The sequence below is a fragment of the Paenibacillus catalpae genome (assembly GCF_900112695.1).
Taxonomy (GTDB): Bacteria; Bacillota; Bacilli; order Paenibacillales; family Paenibacillaceae; genus Pristimantibacillus; species Pristimantibacillus catalpae.
In genome coordinates, this window is sequence record NZ_FOMT01000002.1 from 359,686 (window position 1) to 380,435 (window position 20,750).

A 20,750-nucleotide genomic window follows, 5' to 3' on the forward strand; every position below is an offset into this window, starting at 1 on the left:
TGGCCGCCGCTAGACCAGAATGATGATGGGCAGAATCATGGGTCTTCGCTTCGTCTTGGCATACAAGAATTTCCCGACCGATTCCTTAATGCTTTGCTTATAGAGATTCCAAGGCTTATGGAGATTGTTATCCTGAAGCTGTTCCATTTCGTTTAACGTAATCCGGTGGACTTCCTCCATTAAACCTTCCGATTCTTTCACAAATACAAATCCGCGGGAGATAATATCCGGTCCCGATACGATTTTATTGTCCGATTTTCCAACCGTAATAACGATGATTAGAATCCCGTCCGCAGACAGCACCTTGCGATCGCGCAAGACGACATTTCCTACATCGCCTATTCCTAGACCGTCGACGTACGTGTCGCCATTGGATACCTTTCTTTCCTGTAAAGCCTCCGACCCGGCGAAATCCACAACGTCTCCATTGTTCAGGATATAAATATTGCTCGCATTGACCCCGACGGATTCGGCTAACTGACGGTGCAGATGAAGCATACGGTATTCGCCGTGAATGGGAATAAAATATTGAGGCTTCATTAAAGTGAGCATCAGCTTCAGCTCTTCCTGACTGGCGTGGCCGGATACATGCATTCCCGTACTTGAGCCTGGGCCGTAGATGACGCTTGCCTTCCTCTCGAACAGATTATCCACGATACGCGCCACATTGCGTTCGTTCCCCGGAATAGGGGAAGAGGCAAAAATAACGGTATCGCCCGGGTGGACGGCAAGCTGCCGGTGATTGCCGCTGGCAATACGTCCTAACGCAGCCATTGGCTCTCCTTGACTGCCTGTACACATAACGGTGATTTCGTTTCTCTTATATTTGTTCACATCCGCGATATCTACCAGCATCGTCTGAGGCATATTCAGATAGCCCAATGTGGAGGCAATGTCAACAACGTTGACCATGCTTCTGCCGGCTAAAGCGATTTTCCGATCCGTTTTGGCCGCGGCGTCTATAATTTGCTGAAGCCTATGGACATTGGAGGCGAAGGTTGTGATATAAATCATCCCTTCCGCATTGTAGAAGGCTTCCTGAATGTTAGCTCCGACCAGACGCTCGGAAGGAGTAAATCCCGGACGCTCTGCATTGGTACTCTCGGACAAGAGGGCTAATACGCCGTTTTTCCCGATTTCCGCCATTTTGTGAATATCGGCATACTGGTTATTGACCGGAGTCAGATCAAACTTGAAATCTCCGGTATGAACTACCGTCCCTTGAGGCGTGTGGAAAACAACCCCGAGGCAATCCGGAATACTATGATTGGTGCTGAAAAAGCTGATCGGCACGCTGCCCAAGGTGATCTCGGACTGTGAATCAATCTGGTGAAGAGTTGTCGTGCCAAGCAATCCATGCTCCTTCAGCTTTCCCTTTATTAAGCCGAGCGTTAACCTCGTTGCATAGATTGGCATATTCAACTGCTTGATCACGTAAGGGATTCCGCCTATATGATCCTCATGACCATGCGTAACAACGAGCCCTCTTACTTTGTCCTCATTTTCAATGAGATAACTGATATCCGGTATGATGACATCGATGCCTAACAAGCTTTCATCCGGAAACTTTGAACCGCAGTCTACAACAATAAGATCATCACCGCATTGAATGACGTACATGTTTTTCCCGATTTCGTTAACCCCGCCAAGCGGGATAATTGATAATTTATGATTTGTTGTCATGAACCATCCGCCAATCCATTTTTGTTATTTTTTCCTTGTTCCGTTGGTTTTCCCGTTCCTAAGGCCCATTATTCTTGGCGAGAATTGATTAATAGGCGAAGTTTAGGTATGATATAGGAACAAATGTTCCTATTATTATTGAAGAGAGGGGATTGCCATGGTCATCGAAATCAGAGATATCGTATCCAAGAGCATCCTAAGCGAAGCCAAGGGATACTTGGATATAGGCTTTACCCATTCCCTTAATCCATATAGCGGATGTGCGTTTGCCTGCAAATATTGCTACGTCAGAGAGATGCCCATTCAGAAATTCAAGCAAATCCCATGGGGAGAATGGGTAGATATCAAATCAAATGCGGCGGATATATACCGGAAGGAAGTAATCAAGCTTCGCCGGAAGAACAAGCCGATTCATATCTTTATGTCCTCGGCAACAGATCCTTATCAGCCCATCGAGCGGGAAGCGGGAATTACCCGGCGGATTTTGCAGGAAATGCTGGAGTATCCTCCCGATCTGATTCAAATTCAGACGCGAAGCCCGCTTATATTGAAGGATCTGGACATTATCGCGGAGCTTAAGGACAAATGCGAGGTTCTAGTATCGATGACGATAGAGACGGATCGTGAAGATATGAAGCAGCTGTTCGCCCCTTATGCGCCAGGCATCAAGCTGCGTTTGAAGGCGCTGAGAGACGTTCATGATGCCGGAATTATGACGCAGGCTGCTATCTCTCCCGTGCTGCCGTTTACGCCTGATTTTCCGAAGACACTCGAGGGGATAGCTGATCGGATCTGGATTGATACGCTTAGCATCGGAGATGGCTCAATGGGGAAAAGGTCGAAGCGGCTGGGGATGCCCCAGCTGTTTGATGATCATGATCTTACGGATTGGTACCGGAGTGATATTCATGTGCGGGTGGAGACGTATTTCCGCTCCTTCTACCCGACAGAGATGATTCATGTGTCGAAGAGCGAGGCATTTCCACTCCGCTAGCAGAGAAGAAGAGACCGCCTCATAAGGGATTCACTTGCTAAAGAAACGGTCAAGGAGCGGCTTCTTTTCGGTTTGTCCTTAAGGGGTTTGATTGACAGGTTAATGGCAAAACGGAGCATTTTAATGATTCTGGAGAAGCGATAGCGTTCGCTTTTGTGAAGGGATTCCAACCCTACCTCGTTAATTCAAGGAATCCCTGAGCAATGGCGATTGGAAGAACATTAAAATGCGTAGTTTGCTATATAACCCGAACAGGGGTGTCCCATTGTCATTTTCATGGTACACCTTTTTGTGTATCCCGATAGAAAGAAGTCTGCTATTATGCATTGAAAAAGGCAGAACCTGCCATTAAACTAGGAGTTGATATGGACGGAATGAATCAAAAAGCACAGGTTGTTTTATAAGAGGGGGAGGAAGACCAATGTTGTTGGGACAAGAAGCGAAGCTGGTCATGATTGGAGATTCCATTACGGATTGCGAACGGGCAAGACCTAGAGGTGAAGGGCTGTTCGGAGCTATTGGCAAAGGTTACGTTTCGCTGGTAGATGCCCTGCTGACGGCGACATATCCGGAGCTCGGCATTCGCGTTGTGAACATGGGGTCAAGCGGCAATAACGTTCGCGACCTGGAGGAACGCTGGCAGACGGATGTGCTGGATCTGAAGCCGGACTGGCTGTCGATTATGATTGGCACTAACGATGTCTGGAGGCAATATGATATGCCGGCTCAAACCGAGCAGCATGTCTATATAGAAGAATATGAAGAAAAACTGGAGTCGCTTGTGAAGCGCACGCGGCCACAGCTGCAAGGACTGGTGTTAATGACGCCATTTTATATTGAGCCCAATGAGGCAGATCCGATGCGCAGCACGATGGATCAATACGGCGAGGTCGTCAAGCGGATTGCTTCCAAGTACGACGCCAGGTTTGTTGATACGCAAGCAGCGTTTAACCGGGTTCTCGCTCATATTTATCCGGCAACACTGGCATGGGACCGGGTTCATCCGAATATGTCGGGACATGCGGTTCTCGCTCGAGCTTTCCTGCAAGTGATAGAATACGATTACAACCGCGGCTTGTAAATAGGGAAAGGGACCACTGACAGCAGTGGTCCCTTCTTTGTCTAACGGCTTAGTGAGCCCGACTAGGTTTAGCCTTAATGTCTTTATTATCTTTTGCGCTTGTAGACTTGTTAAGCTCGGCAATCAGCTTGTCGCCTTCGACGTCGAGGTTCGGCAAGATGCGGTCGAGCCATTTTGGCATACCCCATGCTTTGTCGCCAAAGACAGCCATAATGGCCGGAACAAGCGCCATGCGAACGAAGAAGGCATCGATCAGAATACCGATGGTAAGGGCAAAGCCGATCTGCTTCAGCATAATATCTTCCGTCAGGATAAAGCCGGCGAAGACGGAGACCATGATGACGGCAGCTGCCACAACGACGCGGCTTGCTTGCTTGTATCCATCGATAACACTCGAAGTTCCTTTATGCCCGTGCACGTAAGCTTCCCGCATGGAGCTGACAAGGAATACTTGATAGTCCATTGCAAGACCGTACAGAATGCCGGATACCATAATCGGCATAAAGCTGAGAAGCGGGCCGCCGGTATCAAAGCCAAACAAGTCATGCAGCCAGCCCCATTGGAAGACCGCCGTTGTAACACCGAAGGTAGCGAGAATACTAAGCAGGAAGCCAATCGTAGCTTTCACCGGAACGATAATCGACCGGAAGACGAGCAGCAGAATGATCAGCGACAGGATGAGAATGATGCCGATATAGATCGGGAACACCTCGGCCAGCTTCGCGGACATGTCAATGTTGATCGCGGTGAAGCCGGTCACGCCTAGCGTCACTTTATTGTTTTGCGAGATGCTGGAGTCATGATCACGAAGCTCCTGAACGAGATTGTTTGTTGCTTCGTCCGTTGGACCAGACTTCGGAATGACACTAATGATGCCGATGTCCCCGGTTTGGTTAATCCCCATTGGAGAAACGACCGCGACATCGTCATGCTGCTGGATATCCTGTACAAGCTTGCCCAGCAATTCTGGCGTAACTTTGTCGGAAGAGTTCGCAGGTTCAGCAACCAGAAGCAACGGAGAGTTAAAGCCTTCCCCAAAGCCAGCCGAGATGGCGTCATAACTTTGTCTTGCTGCCGTATCCAGGTTCGCCGTGTCGCCGGAAGGCATGCCAAGCTTCATATCGGCAGCAGGAATGGCTGCTGTACCAAGGATTACGATAACACCAAGAATCACGAGCCAGCGGCGTTTCACCACTCCGTTCGCCCAGCGGTGTGCCGTTCCTTGACGGGCTACCTTCTCTTGCTCTTTGTTTTTCTGACGTGCTTTGTCCGAGCAGATTCGCTCTCCTACAAGACCAAGCAGTGCCGGCAGCAGCGTCAGCGCTACCAGGACGTTAATGAAGACACTCGCTGCAGCGACCAGCGCCATCGCAGTCAAGAAATCAATATTCATAACAACCATGCCGCATAATGCGATAATAACGGTTAGTCCGGCGAAGAATACCGCACTGCCGGCAGTGCCGACCGCTCTGCTCGCCGCTTCGCGTGCGCTTAAACCTTGATCCATGATCATGCGGCGCTGACGGTTCACGATAAATAGGGAATAGTCGATGCCGACTGCCAAACCAACCATCATGGCAAGAGCTGGAGTGATATCGGTCATCGGAATGAATTTGGAGAGGGAATAAGCGCCCCCTACACTAATGCCTACACCAAGAAGTGCCGTCACAAGCGGAAGACCGGCTGCAACAACAGAGCCAAGCGTAATAAAGAGAACGACCGCTGCAACCACAATGCCGATGCCTTCGGTAGCGCCTATTGCGGGCTTGCCAACAAGCGTGTCGCTTGGCAATGCTTTAATCCCCAAGTTTGCTTGCTCAACAGCCGTAACGTCATCAACGACCGAGTCAATAACCTCTTGCGGCAGCGACATCTGCTGAACGGTGAACTGGAATTGGAACAAGGCTACGTTGCCGTCGGACGAGATCATAACGCCAGGCACCGGATTGCCATCCACGATCAGAGGACCATATGGAGCCTGCTGAGCTGCAGATGTCTGATCCGTGTTTGCGCCTTGTGCGTCTTGTGTGTCTTGTGCGCCGCCGGCAGCAGCTCCGGATTGAGCAGCGTCAGTAGCTGTTGCACCAGCCGCCGCAGCTATTTCAGCCGGATTAATGACATAGTCAATGCCATACACATCATTGATCGATTTCATAACGGCGGCTATGCGTTCCGGGGTATCCAGACGTTCGCCTTGAGGAGCCGTGAACACAACGCTCGCTTGCCCGCCGGATGCTTCAGGCAGTTCTTTGGCCAACTGGTCTAATACCTTTTGCGCTTCGGTGCCTTTAATCTTCATCTCAGAGCTGGTGTGAATGCCATTAATGCCAATCAAGGCACCAACAATACCGAGAATAGCGACCCAGGCGATGATGAAATGCCAGGGCTTGTTATAAGCGGTTTTGCCTATTTTGTACAGGAAAGTAGACATAACAGTAAGTTTCTCCTTTTATATAGGGGATAATATGGCAGTACTGCAATCAGAAACCGTTCTTTAAGTAACCGAACATTTCGTCTAAATATTGATCCAGAGGGATGGAATCCGGCGACTCCTCGCTTGCCTGACCGGGGAACAGGATGTTGCTGCTGCCATACATCATGGGAAGCGCAGCGCCATATGCGGCGCCAACGAGCAGCTGGATGTATCCTTTCGGATAATGTTCCTCGAATAGATCAAACAGTAATTGCTGGGCAAGCCCTTGATGGCTGTGAAGAGCGCTAAGGATATAAGGCGCGAGCGTAGAATGCTTCTCGGAGAGCTTGACGAGATCACGCGTTTTTTTGAACAGTCCAGCGGTAAGCTCCATCCTGACCAGATGCTCCATGACTTCTAGCGGGGTGGAGTTTTCCGGCAGATTCTCGAACAGATGCTGAACCTCATCCACATTATTGAACGCAGAGGCGCCCATTACAACCGCTTCCTCCTTACAGGAGAAATGGTTCGCAAACGTTCTTCTCGAATATCCCGCACGCTGTACAACATCCTCAACAACAAAGCCATCCAGTCCAAGTTCCATCGCCAGATCAAACGCGGCTTCGGCCAGTGCATTTGCCGTTGCCTCTCTTTTGACATCACGCAAGCTTTGTTTGTTCATGGTTCTTCGGCCGTATGCCTTCACCTCGATTCTATTAGCTGTATTTATTATATTATTGCCCAATGGGCAATAATGCACAATGGGAAGAGTTTGACGGTTTTGTGGCAGAATGGAACCCGGGTCATCCGATCGAAGCCGATGTACTATTCTTGTTGCGAACGCCCTGTTTATGTGATGACCAACAACATTCAATAAAACGAAAGACCAGGGAATCGTTTTCCCTGGTCTTTCCCGTTACTCCACACCAAACCCGATTGAATCGAGCCACTCCACGCATAAGTTGAACCAATGGGCGCAGTGCGGATTAGGCGTATTCACTTCGGTGTTGCACATGGACAGCCCGTGCTGTCCTTTATTAAAGATATGGCATTCGAAAGGTACCTGATGTTTGCGCAGAGCGCTGATTAGGAGCAAGGCATTCTCGACTGTTACAGCAGGATCATCCTCCGTGTGCCAGATGAAGGTCGGAGGCGTTTCGCTGTTCACCCGCTTGTCGATTGAGAAGAATTCGGCCGCCGCATCATCCTCGTGAGAACCGCTCAGGTTATAGAACGAACCCCGATGCGCGAATTCGCCGGAGGAGATGACGGGATACCCCAAGATTATGGCATTAGGCTTCCCAATATCCCGGGTGCGGTTCAACCGCTCCATTAGCGCGGGTTCATTCCACATGGTTCCTGTTGATGCCGCCAGATGTCCGCCTGCCGAGAAGCCGCATACCGCAATTTTATCCTCTGCAATACGCCACTCCTCTGCACGTTCCTTAAAAAGTCGAATGGACTCGAACGCTTCGATCATGGGCTGCATATCCCTTGCGTCTTCCCCGCAGGAATATCGCAGAACAGCCGCGTGATAGCCGGCATTGTAGAAGGCAATGGCAACCGGTTCTGCTTCCCGTTCGGATACGATTCCGTACCCTCCCCCTGGAGTTATCAAAATAATGGGACGTGCTTTGTCACTCAATTCCATAATGTCATGAAGATAGACGGTAAGAGCAGCCTTTTTGCCGTGCTCAAGTTTAATCGTTTCCAGCTTCATTATGATCATGTCCTCCTGATATCGGATCTTGAATCGATAACAACACTCTCCAAGTTTAGCGCATAATCAGGCTGGCTTCTCGCTCGATTTTGTGCATTTTAAGAGGACCTAAGCAGATTTTGTCCTAAGCTAGATAAGCCCGATTCCGGCTATGAACAGGATTCCGAACGCCGTAGGATAAGGGGCTCCCGAGACTTTCTCGGCAGTCTGAGAGAGAGGGTGCCCGACATGGGCACCCTCTCTATTTCTGCAAACTAACGCTTCAGCAAATCCTCGCGCACCGGCGTGAACACATCGAGCAGTACCGATGCTTCCAGCGCGGTTACCCCATGCCTCGCTTCGCTCGGAATGCAGATGGTATCGCCTGCAGCGAGCACGGTTTCCACGCCGTTGATGCGGAAAGCGATCCTTCCCTTCATGCAATAGCTCATCTGTTCATGCGGATGGCTGTGCTCATAGCCTTCAGCCCCCGGTTCAAAATGCACCTCCATCATCATCAGGCTGTCGCCTGCCTGCTTGATGCACCGGGTAACGCCCGGCTCCGCATTTTCCCATACTCCGATATTACTCATAGCCTGTTCACTCTCCCTAACCTTGATGTCTTCATGCCCATACGTGAAGTGTAGCGCAGTTTGCCTCGTCTTGGCAGTGCTAATCAGAAGGAACTAAAAAAACCACAAAAAATTATAAAATTACTCAAATACGGCTCACCGGCTCACACCGCTACAATAAAAGCGCAGGCCATCGTGCCTTACAAACCGTAGGGGGAGGATAAATGAAAACGCTTAAAAAAATTGCGCTGGCTATCGACACTGTGCTGGAATCCATTACGCTGATCGGTCTATTGACGATGATCATAGTCGTAACGGTGCAAGTGTTCACCCGCAAGGTGTTCAGCTTTGTATTTCACAGCTCGGAAGAAATTACGATGCTGCTGATGGTCTGGTTTTCGTTCCTCGGCATCGCATTTGGCTTCCGGGAGCATCTGCATATGGGGATTGATTCTTTTACATCCAAGCTGCCGAAGGCTGTTAACCTCGTACTGGATAAATTGATAGGCTTAACGATCTTTGCCTTTGGCGTGTACCTCATCTATTACGGCTGGGACTTTACGAAGCTGATGAGCGAATCCGAGCTTCCGGCAACCGGCTGGCCGAATAGTCTCTTGTATCTTGTCATGCCAATTACCGGCGTGTTGGTCTGCATCTACGCGATTCTTCAATTAATAGGAATCGACACCAGAAGGCACCGGCAAATAGGAGGGCATGAATAATGGACAGCACGGCAATTGCCACATGTATTCTGGCGGGGAGCTTTATCCTGTTCGTCCTGCTGAGATTTCCGATTGCGCTTGGTCTGGCAGGCTCCTCGATTCTCACTTTACTGTATCTGAAGGTGCCGCTCGCGACCGTCGGGCAGACGATGATTCAAGGCATGAACTCGTACTCCCTCTTAACGATCCCGTTCTTTATTCTGGCCGGGCAGATCATGAGCGAGGGGAAAATGGCGCTGCGCCTCATTAATCTGGCTCAGCTATTTGTGGGAGGCATCCGCGGCGGGCTGGCTATGGTGAATTGCGTGGCCTGCATGTTTTTTGGCAATATATCCGGCTCGGCGATCGCGGACGTGTCCTCCATCGGATCGGTTATGATCCCGTCAATGAAGAAGAAGGGATACGATACCGATTATTCGGTGGGGGTCACCGTATCCTCAGCCATTCAAGGCGTTGTTGTTCCTCCCAGCCATAATCTCGTATTGTATTCCCTTGCGGCAGGCGGAGGGATCTCGATTACAAGCCTGTTCCTTGCAGGAATTGTACCCGGCATTCTGATGTGTATTTCGCTAATGGCAACCAGCTACGTCTTCGCTGTAAAACGCGGGTATGAGAAGGGGGACCCCGTATCCCGCAAAGATATTCCGCGTATTCTGCGCGACGGCTTTATGTCGCTGCTCACGGCGGTTATTATCCTTGGCGGCATCTTTTCCGGCTGGTTTACCGCAACGGAGAGCGGAGCGATCGCTTGTCTTTATGCATTTGTGCTGACGTTCTTTATATACCGCGATATTCCGCTCAAGCGAATGACCGTGATATTAAAAAGAACGTTCCGGACCGTATCGATGGTATTGTTCCTGATCGCGGCCTCCGCTGCGTTCAGCTGGGTGCTTGCTTATTTGCAGGTACCGGGCATGATTACCGATTGGATGCTTACCATCTCGGATAATCCGATTCTGATCCTGCTTATCATTAACGTTGTCCTGCTGCTGCTTGGCGCGCCGATGGATATGGCGCCGCTCATCCTGATTATGACGCCAATTCTTCTGCCTGTTGTGACGTCTATCGGGATGGACCCGGTTCATTTCGGCATTATCCTTATGCTGAACCTTGGCATCGGCCTGCTTACCCCTCCGGTTGGTACCGTATTGTTCGTAGGCGCGGCAATTGGCAACATCTCTATCTCGCAGGCGACCAAAGCGATGATGCCGTTTTTCTACGTGTTATGTATCGTCCTTCTCATCCTGACCTATATACCGGGAATTGTCATGTGGCTGCCGAATTTGGTCCAGTAGCGGCTTGCAGTTGGAATGATTTACATGAAGTAAATCATGTATGCGCTTTCCATGAGGGAAAGGCGTATCGTATAATTCAAAAATAGAGGAGCGATTATGTCATGAACAAACGTACATGGGGATCCGTTCTCGCCGTATCCATGCTTGCCATTATACTTGCTGGCTGCAGTTCCAATACGAAAGAAACGATTGACAGCACGAATGCGGGAGCCAGCGCCTCCGAAGGACCCAAGTATACGTTCCGCCTGGCGGATACGCATCCGGAGGGTTATCCGACGGTAGTTGGCGACCGGAAGTTTGCGGAGCTCGTGAATGAAAAGTCTGGGGGCCGAATCAAAGTGGAGGTATTCCCAGCCTCCCAGCTTGGTGAAGAAAAGGCCGTTATCGAGCAGGTTCAGCTTGGCGCCATTGAGCTTACCCGTGTCAGCACAGGCGCGATGGGCGGCTTTAATAAGGAATATGAAGTATTTAGTCTTCCGTATATTTTCAACAGCGACGAGCATCTGTGGAAGTTCCTCGAGAGCGACAAGGGTTCAGCTCTGCTCGACAGCCTGGAATCCTCCCGTATGAAGGGCCTTGCGTATTACAGCTCCGGCGCCCGTAATTTCTATTCGACGAAGCCTCTTGCCGGCATCGCGGATATGAAGGGGCTGAAGGTACGCGTTATTCAAAATAAAGTGAATATCGATCTGATGGAAGCGCTTGGAGCGAATGCAACGCCGATGGCTTACGGTGAAGTGTTTGGCGCTTTGCAGACCGGAGTTATTGATGCAGCAGAGAACAATTATCCGAGCTATGATACGTCGAACCACTACCAGCAGGCTAAAAACCTGATTTTGGATCAGCATCAGCGCGTTCCGGAAGTGCTTCTAATCAGCAAGATTACTTGGGATAAGCTTTCGGATGCGGATAAAAAGATCATTAGCGAAGCGGCGCAGGAGTCGGTAGCGACGCAGCGCGCGGAATGGGACCGGTTCGAGAAGCAATCGGAGGAGAAGATTAAAGCAGCCGGCGTCACGATTACCGAAGTGACGGATTTCACCCCTTGGAGAGAAGCGGTGAAGCCGGTTATTGAGAAGTACCGCGCGGATTACAGCGATATTCTGGACGCGATCAAGAAAGCCGAATAACAAGTGAAGCGAGGCTGACTCCCGGTTTCCTTCTGCTCGGACGGATTTGGCGACGCGTCAATTCAGGGGGAACCGGTTATGCGCCTCAAACAATCCTATCGCTTCGGGCAAGCGCTGTTTAAAATACTGTTTTTGAAGGATCGGCCGCTGTCCGTTAAGCTGCTCGTATTTTTGGCCCTGCTTGTAGTTGTGCCCTTAACCGTTGTTGGACTGATCTCCTACAGCAACTCGTCGGCAAGCCTGAAGGACGCCGCCAGCCGCAGCAGCTGGCAAATTATCGAGCAGGTGAAATCGCATATCGAGTACTACATCCGTGATTTCGAGATTGACTCCATCAAGCTGCTGAATCAGCCGGAGATGAAGAGTATCGTCATGACGGGCAGTCCGGATGAAATCCAGAAGGCCCGTCCCTCTATTGTGCAGCTGTTTAAGGATGTCGCTTATTCCCGGCCTGACATCTCCCGCATCACCTTGCTGCTGGAGAACAGGGCTATATTTGATTCCGGCAGCGATACCGATATGCGTTATGCTGCTCAGCTGGAGCGAGAGCCTTGGTACGATACCGTTCCGATGAACGGAGATATCAAGCTGATCAGCCGTCTGTCCAGCCGAAGCGGAAGGGATTCGGAGCCGGTCATCTCGATTGTGAAGCGAATTATTGATTCCCGGACACTGGAGCCTGTCGGCATGCTGATCATGGACATTAACTTCAAGCGGATTCAGGAAATCGCCTATAACGTTACCGTTGGCCGTTCCGGCTATATGGCGATTCTGGATGAAAAGGGGCTGTACATCTATCATCCGGATCCATCCATGATTGGCCAAAAGGCGGATTTCCGTTACACCGACTGGATGCTGCGGCAGGACGACGGTTATTTCCAGAGCGGAAAAGGACCGTTTTACACGTTTAACCGCTCCTCCTATTTGAATTGGCATCTGGTAACCATCATGCCTAATGAAGAGTTGAACCGGGGCGTTGCTTATATCGGACGCACGATCTGGCTTGCCGTGCTGATTACGCTGCTGATGGCGTATTTGCTGGCGGTTGGCTTTGCGGCCAGTATTGTTGCTCCAATTCGCAAGCTTCAGTTTTTCATGAAGCGGGTGAAGGACGGCAATTTCTCGGAGCGGGCAAAGGTTGAATCCAAGGACGAAATCGGTATTCTCACGAATGACTTCAATCAGATGGTCGAGAAGGTGGAGCAGTTGATGAAGGAGGTCTATACCGCCAAGCTGCGGGAGGCTGATCTGTCGCTCAGGCAGAAGGAATCGGAGCTTAAAGTGCTGCAATCGCAGGTGAACCCGCATTTTCTGTATAATTCGCTGGAAACGGTGAGGGGCATGGCGCTTGAGCATGGCATTACGGATATTTCCAAGCTGGTCACCTCCCTTGCAAAGATGCTCCGCTATAATCTGGGGCATGCATCCCCGGTTGTAACGCTTCGCGAAGAGCTTGCGATCTGCAGTATGTATCTGGGCATTCAGAAGTACCGTTTTGAGGATAAGCTGCATTTCCGGTTTGAGGTGCCCGATGAGGCGCTCGAGCAATACATTCCGAAGTTCTCGCTGCAGCCGCTGGTGGAAAATTGCGTCATTCATGGCACAGAAACGGGTACTTCCAGAGTGACGATTACGATATCCGCTATGTTAAACGGCTCTGATTATACGGTTATGGTGGAGGATTCGGGCTCCGGAATAGAAGCCGATCATTTGCGGCATATCGAGCGCGATTTGCGGGAAAAGGAGCTGTCGACCGACGGCGCGCATATCGGCATTATTAATGTCCACCGCCGCATCATGCATCTGTGCGGGGAGCGGTACGGCTTAAGGCTCGCCAGTAAATCCGGGAAAGGGACTACCGTTACGATAACTTTGCCGCTGAAGGAGGAAGGCAGTCATGACGCGATCTCCGTATAGCGTACTAGTGGTGGAAGACGAGCGCTGGGTAAGGGTCGTTCTGCGGGAGGTGCTCCGGGAGACGGGGCTTCCTTTTCAGATTGTGCAGGAATGCACGAACGGTCTGGAAGCATTGGATTGGCTGCAGGGAAATACAACGGACATTGTGCTGGCGGATGTGAAGATGCCTGTGATGGACGGTGTTTCCTTTATCGAGCAGCTTGCCGGATTAACGAATAGCCCTTCCGTTGTCTTTATAAGCGGTTATGATGATTTCCAGGCGGCGCGCAAGGCGCTGCGCTGCGGGGTTATTGATTATCTAATGAAGCCGGTTGAAGCCGAAGAGCTGGCGGAGACGCTTGGCAAATGGATGAAGGAGCAAGAGCGGAAGAAAGAAACAGACCGGAGCACCGCCGCTCTATGTACGGAGGAAGGACATGGCGAGATTATGGAGCGGGTGCTCCGGCTCATTCATGAACGTCCCGGGCATGTCAGCTTGGCAGGAATTGCAGCCCAGGTTCATATGAATGCCAGCTACTTAAGCCAATACTTCAAGCAGCATACAGGTCGCAACTTTACGGATTACGTGGCGGGGCTGCGGCTCGAAGAAGCGAAGATGCTGGTTGCCCGCACCTCGCTGCGCATCTCGGAAATCGCGGAAAGGCTGGGGTACAGCGATATCGCCTATTTCAGCAGCACGTTCAAGAAAACAACCGGCAAAAGCCCGCTCGATTTCCGCAGGCAGGAGCAAGTGCTGCGGCATTAACAACTTCCGGCGTCTGAAAGCCCGGCGTTCCTTCGGGGACGCCGGGCTTTGGTGCGGAAATGAGATCATTCGCCGGAATAAAGTCTATTGTCTCTACCTGGAGTGGGCGGAGGGCACGTATCCGATGCCGCACGGAGTCATCCATGTCCGGCATAAGCGTGCGGTGGATGGAAGCATCCGCACGGAATATACCGTCCCAGCCGGTGTTAGCTGCCCAGCACTTTAACCTCCCATAGGGTTGGGGTATACCAGTTGCCCGGATTATTCCAGAGCACGGCGTTAACGAGCTGAATTCTTATATACCGCGCTGTAATGTTAAGGGTGTCGGTTGTGAAGCCGTACGTTTTATTCGACGTCCGGTCAATGGTCGTGTAGCTGGTGCCGTTGGTGCTGTATTCGATTTTATACTGGTGATAGCCCTCTGAGCCTTTTACCATATACCAGGAAATATCAATCTCCCTGACATTCTTGGAGGAGCCCAGATCGACCTGCCACCAGGAAGGCCAGGTAGCGGCGGATGCCTTCCAGCTTGTTTGGTAGTTGCCGTCATTGGCGTTGCTCGGCGCGTAGCCGGAGGCGGATGAGCTGGCGGTTGCTGTCTTGCCCTGCGACAGATTGGTCAGCGTGGAAGGATAGGTGATGCTGCCGGTGGCCGCATCCAGATTCCAGCTGCTGTACCATTCCAGAGAGGCCGTGCCGCTTGAGCCGTTTAAGGTTAACGGCAGCCAGATATACCTGGAATCTCCAAGCGCGCTCGAATTCCACCTGTCTGCCATATACAGATACGAGGTCGCGGACGTTCCTTGAATTGGCAGAATAAACGTTGATTGTGAAGCAAAGGTTGACGGGTTCCCTAACGGCGCAACGGCCGTCCATGGACCGGCCATCGAGGTGGCCGTCGAATATCCGCCCTGATTCGGATACCAGCCGGATGCCTGCGAGGTAATGAGGAAGTATTTGCCGCCTTGCTTCACAACGGCCGGAGCCTCTCTGTAGCCGTTATCCGAATACCAGGTTTTGAAGGAAGCGACGCTGAGATAATCGGAGCTGAGCTGGAAAATTGCCATCGTGTCATTGGCCCCGCCATTTTTGTTGGAAGCGGAGACGAGGTAGGCGGTTCCGTCATCATCCTTGAAAACGGTCATATCCCTGGATTCATAATTCATCGGCCGGAAGCTGCCGTGATATGTATAGCTTCCGCAGACGGAGCTGCTCGACGCAACGGCTACACGGCCGAGGCTGTAATCCGTGCCATTTTCATAATGCATCCACATGACGTATTTGCCGGTCGAGGAGTTATAAATGATTTTCGGGCGTTCAACTTTGCTTGAGGCAAGCTCTGCCGCGGATGTATTCTTGAGCGGATAGCTGACCCATGCCCAATTTTTCAGGTCAGTCGAGGAATAGCACACGACATTCGAAAAATTATGCGAGTTGTTCAGCCTATCCTCGCCAATCCAGTAATAGGTGGAGCCGGCTTTAATAATGCTTCCTCCGTGGGCTTGAATGGTGCCTCCGGTTGTATCGTACCATACCGGTCCATTCGTAATGTTAACGCTTGCAGCATGACTCGCGTTAGGCAGCGCCGCAACAAACAGGGCTAACAGTAAAGCCACACTGACCATAAGCTTGGATAATCGGCTAACTTGACTCATCTTTTAACAGCCTCCGCTCTCATCGGTTTTGTTCCTATCGGTTGCACAAGAATCATGAAACCCGTTTCATCACTCCCTTCAGCTGGTCAAGACGGTTTGCTGCACGCCGGCCGACTGTACTATGTTTACAAGCGCTTTCACGGAATATGACTAGTTCATTGGGAGTGTTTTCAGGAATCGAATATGGCGGAAAAAGGTCAAAATTTTACACATGCCAGGCAAAAGTTGTCGCTCTTCCGGCGCCATCATTCGATTACGATGGGAGAAAGCCAGACGAAAGGGCGAGTAGATATGTGGAAGATAGCGATAGAAGAGGCAATCGCCACCATAACGCGCAATATGAATAGATTCGGAGAGGCCTACCCTCATGTAGGGGATGGCGGTCATTATACGTTAATAGAGAATAACGATTGGACCAACGGATTTTGGAGCGGGCTGCTGTGGCTGGGCTATGAGTATTCGGGAGAAGAGAGATTAAGTGAGGCGGCAAGGAAGACAACAGCATGCTTCCGCCGGAGGCTGGAGGACAATGTCGTTCTGGATCATCATGATATCGGCTTCCTCTACTCGTTATCCGCCAAGGCGCAATGGATCGTGGAAAAAGACGAATCCGCCAAGCGGCTTGCCTTGCAGGCGGCCGATAGAATGATGAAGCGTTGGCGGGAGCCGGGAGGCTTTTTCCAGGCATGGGGTCAAAAAGGGGATCCCGTGGAGGGCGGTAGGATCATCATCGACTGCCTGCTGAATCTGCCGCTTCTCTATTGGGCCTCTGAGCAGACGGGGAGTCCAGTCTACCGGGAGGCTGCCAAGGCACAGGCGGAGAAAAGCAGAAGGTATCTCGTAAGAGGGGATGACAGCTCCTATCATACGTTTTTCTTCAACCAGCTGACCGGGGAACCGGTTGGCGGCGCAACCCATCAGGGATATAGCAACGGCTCCACCTGGTCGCGCGGGCAGGCGTGGGGGATTTACGGCTTTGCGTTGTCGTACCGTTATACCCGTGATTCGCTGTTTCTCGAAACATCAAAAAGGATGGCGGTTTACTTCCTGCAGCATCTGCCGGAAGACGGCGTCGCTTATTGGGATTTTCATCTGCCGCCGGGGCAGCAGTTGTACAGGGACAGCTCGGCCTCCGCTATTGCCGCTGCGGGCCTTGTGGAGTTATTGTCGCATCTGGACGAACAGGATGCTTTGTATTCCTGTTTGCAGAGCGGCTTAATACGTTCGATGAAAGCACTGGTGCAGCATTATTCGACGATTGGCGATAAGGACGCGGAAGGTCTTCTGAAGCATGGCTCCTATCATGTGCGGGGCGGGCAGGCGCCGGATGATTATATGATTTGGGGAGACTACTTCTACCTGGAAGCTTTGCTTCGGCTTGAGAGAGGAATAAGCGGCTATTGGCATGAGAGGGAACGGAGCTAGCCAATCATTGGAGATGTTCCCGCTTAAGGGATACTGATACAATGAAGGTATATCGTATGGGGAGAACTGCCATGACGAGATTGACCTACTACCGAAGAATCCAACTGTCCTTTCTCTTATTTATTATTTTTCCGATTCTCGCCGTTTCCGTTATTTCATATACGCTATTAAAACAAAACATGATAGAGAAGTTTCAGATCAGCAACAGCAGCATGCTTAACGTTATTGTCGGGGAAATTGACCGGACGATCGACGATGTGACCTTCGCTTCGCATTATATTGTGAATGATAACGAATTACGGGCTTCCCTCAACCTGTTTGCGGATACGGGCAGGCTTAATACGTATACCGACTATACGCGGTTTATGCGGATCAAGGACAGCTTTTCGCTCATCACGTCAAAGCCGCTGAACAACAGCATTCATATGTATCTGGTTAATCGCGCGAACTTTATTTTGTCGCCGGATTCGGAGAATTTGGCGGCGATCAACAGCAAGCTGGTGCCGCTCCTTAAGAACGTGAATGCTTCGAAGCCGATCGTTCTGCAGTACCTTGGCCTCCTGCAGGATAGTCCGGATGAAGAGGGCACCTATTATCTTGCCAGAGTTATTGGCGATGGCGGCGGCAAGCCCTATACGGCTGTTCTGCTTGTTGGCATTGAGGCCTCTTATTTCGAAAAGCTGCTGGAGAGAGTCGAATTCGGGCAGATTGCCCTGTTTGACGGGGACGGCAAGCGGATTGCCGGCAGCCCGGATGTCGTACTCCAATCAGGAAGCAAGTCAGAATCGGATTTCCGGTCGCAGATTACGCTCGACAAGAGCGATTGGAAGCTCGCCTATGAGACCTCCGAGGATTCGCTTTTTGGCCAAATCTCACGAGCCTTTTATATCGGTATCGGGCTTGTTCTGGTCTTTACGCTGCTGTTTTCGATTATTTCGCTCTTCTTTGCCAGAAGACTGCATAGTCCGATTCAAAAGCTGCAGCGGGTCGCCCGCCAGTTCGCCTTGGGCAACCGCGATATGCGGCTTGAGGTGAAAGGCAAGGACGATATTGCGGAGCTCAGCCATTCCTTCAACCAGATGCTCGATGAGATCGAGGTGCTCATTACCAACATTGAGCAGGAGCAGGAGCAAAAGCGCGTGATGGAGCTTGAGGCGCTTTTTATGCAGATCCGTCCGCATTTTCTGATCAATACTCTTAATTCGATCAAATGCAGTCTTATTCTTAGCAAGGACCAAGTGCATAGCGGCATTGTCGACTCGTTAATGAATCTGCTGCGGGCCTATCTGAAGGTTAATACGCCATCCTCGCTGGAGGAAGAGTGCCGGCTGCTTGGTTATTACGTCGATATAATGAAGGTCCGAAGCGAAATGCCGCTATCCATTGAAGCCCGCATCGAACCGGAGCTGAAGAGCTTTATTGTGCCGAAGCTGGTTCTTCAGCCTATAGTCGAGAATGCGATTGTGCACGGTCTGGACGAGAAAGACGAGCTTCATATCGTTGTTCATGCTTACCGGGAGCAAGGCCGTATTTATATGACCATCGAAGACGATGGCTGCGGCATGGACGAAGAGCAGCTTGCCTGGCTAAACAGGCAATTAAACGCTTCCCCGGACATAGACCCGGACGCGGAGGATTATGTCCCTTACGAGCGGGTAGGGCTGAGGAACGTCATTCAGCGTCTCAAGCTGACGTACGGCTCCGCGGAGATGAAGCTGCGCTCCAATGCCGCAGGCGGCATTACCGTTATTTTGGCTATTCCGATTCCAAGTCCGTCCGGACAGGAGGTATCCCATGTATAAAGTCATGCTGATTGATGATGATGTCCCGATGCTTAAAGTGCTGCAGCAGATGATTGAATGGGAGCAGCTTGATTTGCATGTGGCCGGAAGCACGTTCTCGAGCGTAAAGGCACTGCATCTGTTCAAGGAGACGATGCCGGATATCGTCATTACGGATATCGGGCTGCCGAAGAAGAACGGAATCGAGCTGGCCGCGGAATTTGTGTCAATAAAGCCGGGCGTGAGAATTATATTTCTGACCTGCCACGAGGAATTTCATTATGCCCAGCAGGCGGTGAAGCTGGATGCCGACGATTATTTGATCAAGGATCAATTGACGGCCGACCAGTTGGAGGAGAGCCTTCGCAAATCGGTTACCCGTCTGAAGGGACGGAAGACGGAAGAAGGCGCGGGTTCCGATGCCTATAGCATCGAGCTGCAAAAACGCGCGTTATTCCAGATGATTATGGACGGGACGGATCTGGAAAAGACGCGTGCTTATGCGTCCCGCATTGGGATCGAGTGGCCGTATGCGTGCTTTATGATGGGGATGATTCATCTTCGTTATTCGGATTACGAGCTGCTCTATAACCGGAGCAACATTCCGCTGATCCGTTACGCGATTTACAATATTGCCCTGGAAATTGCCCAGTCCTATAAAGGGATTACGCCGTTTATCGATCAGGAGCATTTTATGGTGCTGTACAATTACCGCCAGAACCTGGCGGGGAATGATCAGGCGTATCTGCATTCGTATTTGGACGAGCTGCTTCGTCAAGTGACGGCCTACCTTAGGCTTACGCTGCAGGCCGTTCTCGTCACCGACAAGCTTGTCCTGCAGGCGGCCGGTTCCGTCTACCAGCAGATTAGGAGCGGCAAGCCGGAATTTTACCGGATAGGCCAGGTGGCCGCGGCTTCGTCCTCGCAGCTGCTCGGCCAGCTCTTTTACCCGTTACCGCAGGACTTTAACGCGGCATTCCGCGGCGGGCTTGAGCGCACTATTCTGGAGAAGAATGCCGAGGAGATGCGCGGCGTATTGCTCCGCTTCGGACAGGAAGCGGCAAACCGCAGGATCGAGCCGGAGGAATGGACGGAGGCGCTTGTCCAACTGCTTCGCGAAGCCGAAATCCTGTTTCCGCGGAGAAAAGCGGAAGAGGATGTCTACTCTTATATCGGCGCGGCAAGAACGATGGAGGACGCGCTGGAGCTGGCGATTGGCCGGCTGGAGCGTCTCGCCCAGGAGCAGTCTGGCCATGCCGGAGGCTCCGCCAAATCGCGGGAGCCGCGGCTTCAGGTCATTCAAGCCTTTATCGACAATCATCTTTCGGACAACATCACGTCTATCGATATCGCGCAGTACCTGTATTTGAACCCGAGCTACTTCTCCCGTTATTTCAAGCGTCTGACGGGGCTTAGCTTCACGGACTATGTGCACCAGTACAAAATGAAGATCGCCGCCAACATGCTGAAGAGCTCCGGCCAGACGCTCGAGACGCTTGCCGTTGGGCTTGGTTATTCCGACCGCGCGTATTTCTCGAAGGTGTTCAAGAAGTATATCGGCTTCACACCAAGCCAGTTCAAGCAAAAGCATCAGCTGGTCCGCAAACTCTAATGTCACTAACAATAGTATTAACTGAT

General features: G+C 51.2%; 17 protein-coding genes. 11 read left to right on the forward strand and 6 right to left on the reverse strand.

From position 1 onward, the window contains the following. Positions 1 to 9: 9 nt before the first annotated feature. Complete coding sequence (locus BM200_RS09320) at positions 10 to 1,683, reverse strand: ribonuclease J (RefSeq protein WP_091184290.1); 1,674 nt, start codon at positions 1,681 to 1,683, stop codon at positions 10 to 12. A gap of 157 nt (positions 1,684 to 1,840) precedes the next feature. On the opposite strand from BM200_RS09320, the gene BM200_RS09325 reads away from it, so the two are divergent. After that, positions 1,841 to 2,677, forward strand: coding sequence for an SPL family radical SAM protein (locus BM200_RS09325; RefSeq protein WP_091184291.1), 837 nt, complete (start codon positions 1,841 to 1,843; stop codon positions 2,675 to 2,677). A gap of 421 nt (positions 2,678 to 3,098) precedes the next feature. Further along, positions 3,099 to 3,758 carry an SGNH/GDSL hydrolase family protein gene (locus tag BM200_RS09330; RefSeq protein WP_091184294.1) on the forward strand — a complete coding sequence of 220 codons (660 nt, stop codon included), beginning with the start codon at positions 3,099 to 3,101 and terminating at the stop codon, positions 3,756 to 3,758. A gap of 49 nt (positions 3,759 to 3,807) precedes the next feature. Here the strand turns inward: BM200_RS09330 and BM200_RS09335 are convergent, their stop codons facing one another. The 4 genes from BM200_RS09335 to BM200_RS09350 all read right to left on the reverse strand — a co-directional run bounded on the left by BM200_RS09335 (position 3,808) and on the right by BM200_RS09350 (position 8,463). Then, positions 3,808 to 6,189, reverse strand: a complete 2,382-nt coding sequence (locus BM200_RS09335; RefSeq protein ID WP_091184295.1) for an MMPL family transporter — start codon at positions 6,187 to 6,189, stop codon at positions 3,808 to 3,810. A 49-nt stretch (positions 6,190 to 6,238) separates the two neighbouring features. Further along, positions 6,239 to 6,853 (reverse strand): TetR/AcrR family transcriptional regulator, encoded by a 615-nt coding sequence (locus BM200_RS09340; protein WP_245772962.1) that lies wholly within the window; start codon positions 6,851 to 6,853, stop codon positions 6,239 to 6,241. A gap of 234 nt (positions 6,854 to 7,087) precedes the next feature. Then, positions 7,088 to 7,891, reverse strand: coding sequence for an alpha/beta hydrolase (locus BM200_RS09345; RefSeq protein ID WP_175532811.1), 804 nt, complete (start codon positions 7,889 to 7,891; stop codon positions 7,088 to 7,090). Positions 7,892 to 8,145: 254 nt separating this feature from the next. Then, positions 8,146 to 8,463, reverse strand: a complete 318-nt coding sequence (locus BM200_RS09350; protein WP_091184304.1) for a cupin domain-containing protein — start codon at positions 8,461 to 8,463, stop codon at positions 8,146 to 8,148. 203 nt (positions 8,464 to 8,666) lie between these two features. Between BM200_RS09350 and BM200_RS09355 the strand changes: the two genes are divergently transcribed. The 6 genes from BM200_RS09355 (at position 8,667) to BM200_RS29960 (ending at position 14,477) form a co-directional block, all read left to right on the forward strand. Beyond that, positions 8,667 to 9,164, forward strand: a complete 498-nt coding sequence (locus BM200_RS09355) for a TRAP transporter small permease (RefSeq protein WP_091184306.1) — start codon at positions 8,667 to 8,669, stop codon at positions 9,162 to 9,164. Further along, complete coding sequence (locus BM200_RS09360) at positions 9,164 to 10,459, forward strand: TRAP transporter large permease (RefSeq protein WP_091184308.1); 1,296 nt, start codon at positions 9,164 to 9,166, stop codon at positions 10,457 to 10,459. Before BM200_RS09355 ends, BM200_RS09360 begins: the two co-directional genes overlap by 1 nt. Before the next feature lie 101 nt (positions 10,460 to 10,560). After that, the gene (locus tag BM200_RS09365; RefSeq protein WP_091184311.1) at positions 10,561 to 11,589 is read left to right on the forward strand and encodes a TRAP transporter substrate-binding protein; all 1,029 of its coding nucleotides are present in this window, start codon (positions 10,561 to 10,563) and stop codon (positions 11,587 to 11,589) included. A 78-nt stretch (positions 11,590 to 11,667) separates the two neighbouring features. Beyond that, positions 11,668 to 13,506, forward strand: a complete 1,839-nt coding sequence (locus BM200_RS09370; RefSeq protein WP_091184313.1) for a sensor histidine kinase — start codon at positions 11,668 to 11,670, stop codon at positions 13,504 to 13,506. Beyond that, the gene (locus BM200_RS09375) at positions 13,487 to 14,251 is read left to right on the forward strand and encodes a response regulator transcription factor (protein ID WP_091184315.1); all 765 of its coding nucleotides are present in this window, start codon (positions 13,487 to 13,489) and stop codon (positions 14,249 to 14,251) included. Before BM200_RS09370 ends, BM200_RS09375 begins: the two co-directional genes overlap by 20 nt. Before the next feature lie 124 nt (positions 14,252 to 14,375). Continuing rightward, the gene (locus tag BM200_RS29960) at positions 14,376 to 14,477 is read left to right on the forward strand and encodes a hypothetical protein (protein ID WP_175532812.1); all 102 of its coding nucleotides are present in this window, start codon (positions 14,376 to 14,378) and stop codon (positions 14,475 to 14,477) included. Here BM200_RS29960 and BM200_RS09380 read toward each other — a convergent pair. Further along, positions 14,458 to 15,876: a family 43 glycosylhydrolase gene (locus BM200_RS09380; RefSeq protein WP_483869916.1), complete on the reverse strand. Its 1,419-nt coding sequence runs from the start codon at positions 15,874 to 15,876 to the stop codon at positions 14,458 to 14,460. The two genes, BM200_RS29960 and BM200_RS09380, sit on opposite strands and share 20 nt — an antisense overlap. A gap of 321 nt (positions 15,877 to 16,197) precedes the next feature. On the opposite strand from BM200_RS09380, the gene BM200_RS09385 reads away from it, so the two are divergent. The 3 genes from BM200_RS09385 to BM200_RS09395 all read left to right on the forward strand — a co-directional run bounded on the left by BM200_RS09385 (position 16,198) and on the right by BM200_RS09395 (position 20,724). Continuing rightward, positions 16,198 to 17,331, forward strand: a complete 1,134-nt coding sequence (locus BM200_RS09385; protein ID WP_091186213.1) for a glycoside hydrolase family 88 protein — start codon at positions 16,198 to 16,200, stop codon at positions 17,329 to 17,331. A 71-nt stretch (positions 17,332 to 17,402) separates the two neighbouring features. Continuing rightward, positions 17,403 to 19,133 carry a sensor histidine kinase gene (locus BM200_RS09390; RefSeq protein ID WP_091184320.1) on the forward strand — a complete coding sequence of 577 codons (1,731 nt, stop codon included), beginning with the start codon at positions 17,403 to 17,405 and terminating at the stop codon, positions 19,131 to 19,133. Beyond that, on the forward strand, positions 19,126 to 20,724 hold the full coding sequence (locus BM200_RS09395) for a response regulator transcription factor (RefSeq protein ID WP_091184323.1): 1,599 nt from the start codon (positions 19,126 to 19,128) through the stop codon (positions 20,722 to 20,724). The genes BM200_RS09390 and BM200_RS09395 overlap by 8 nt, the downstream gene beginning before the upstream one ends. Positions 20,725 to 20,750 lie beyond the last annotated feature (26 nt).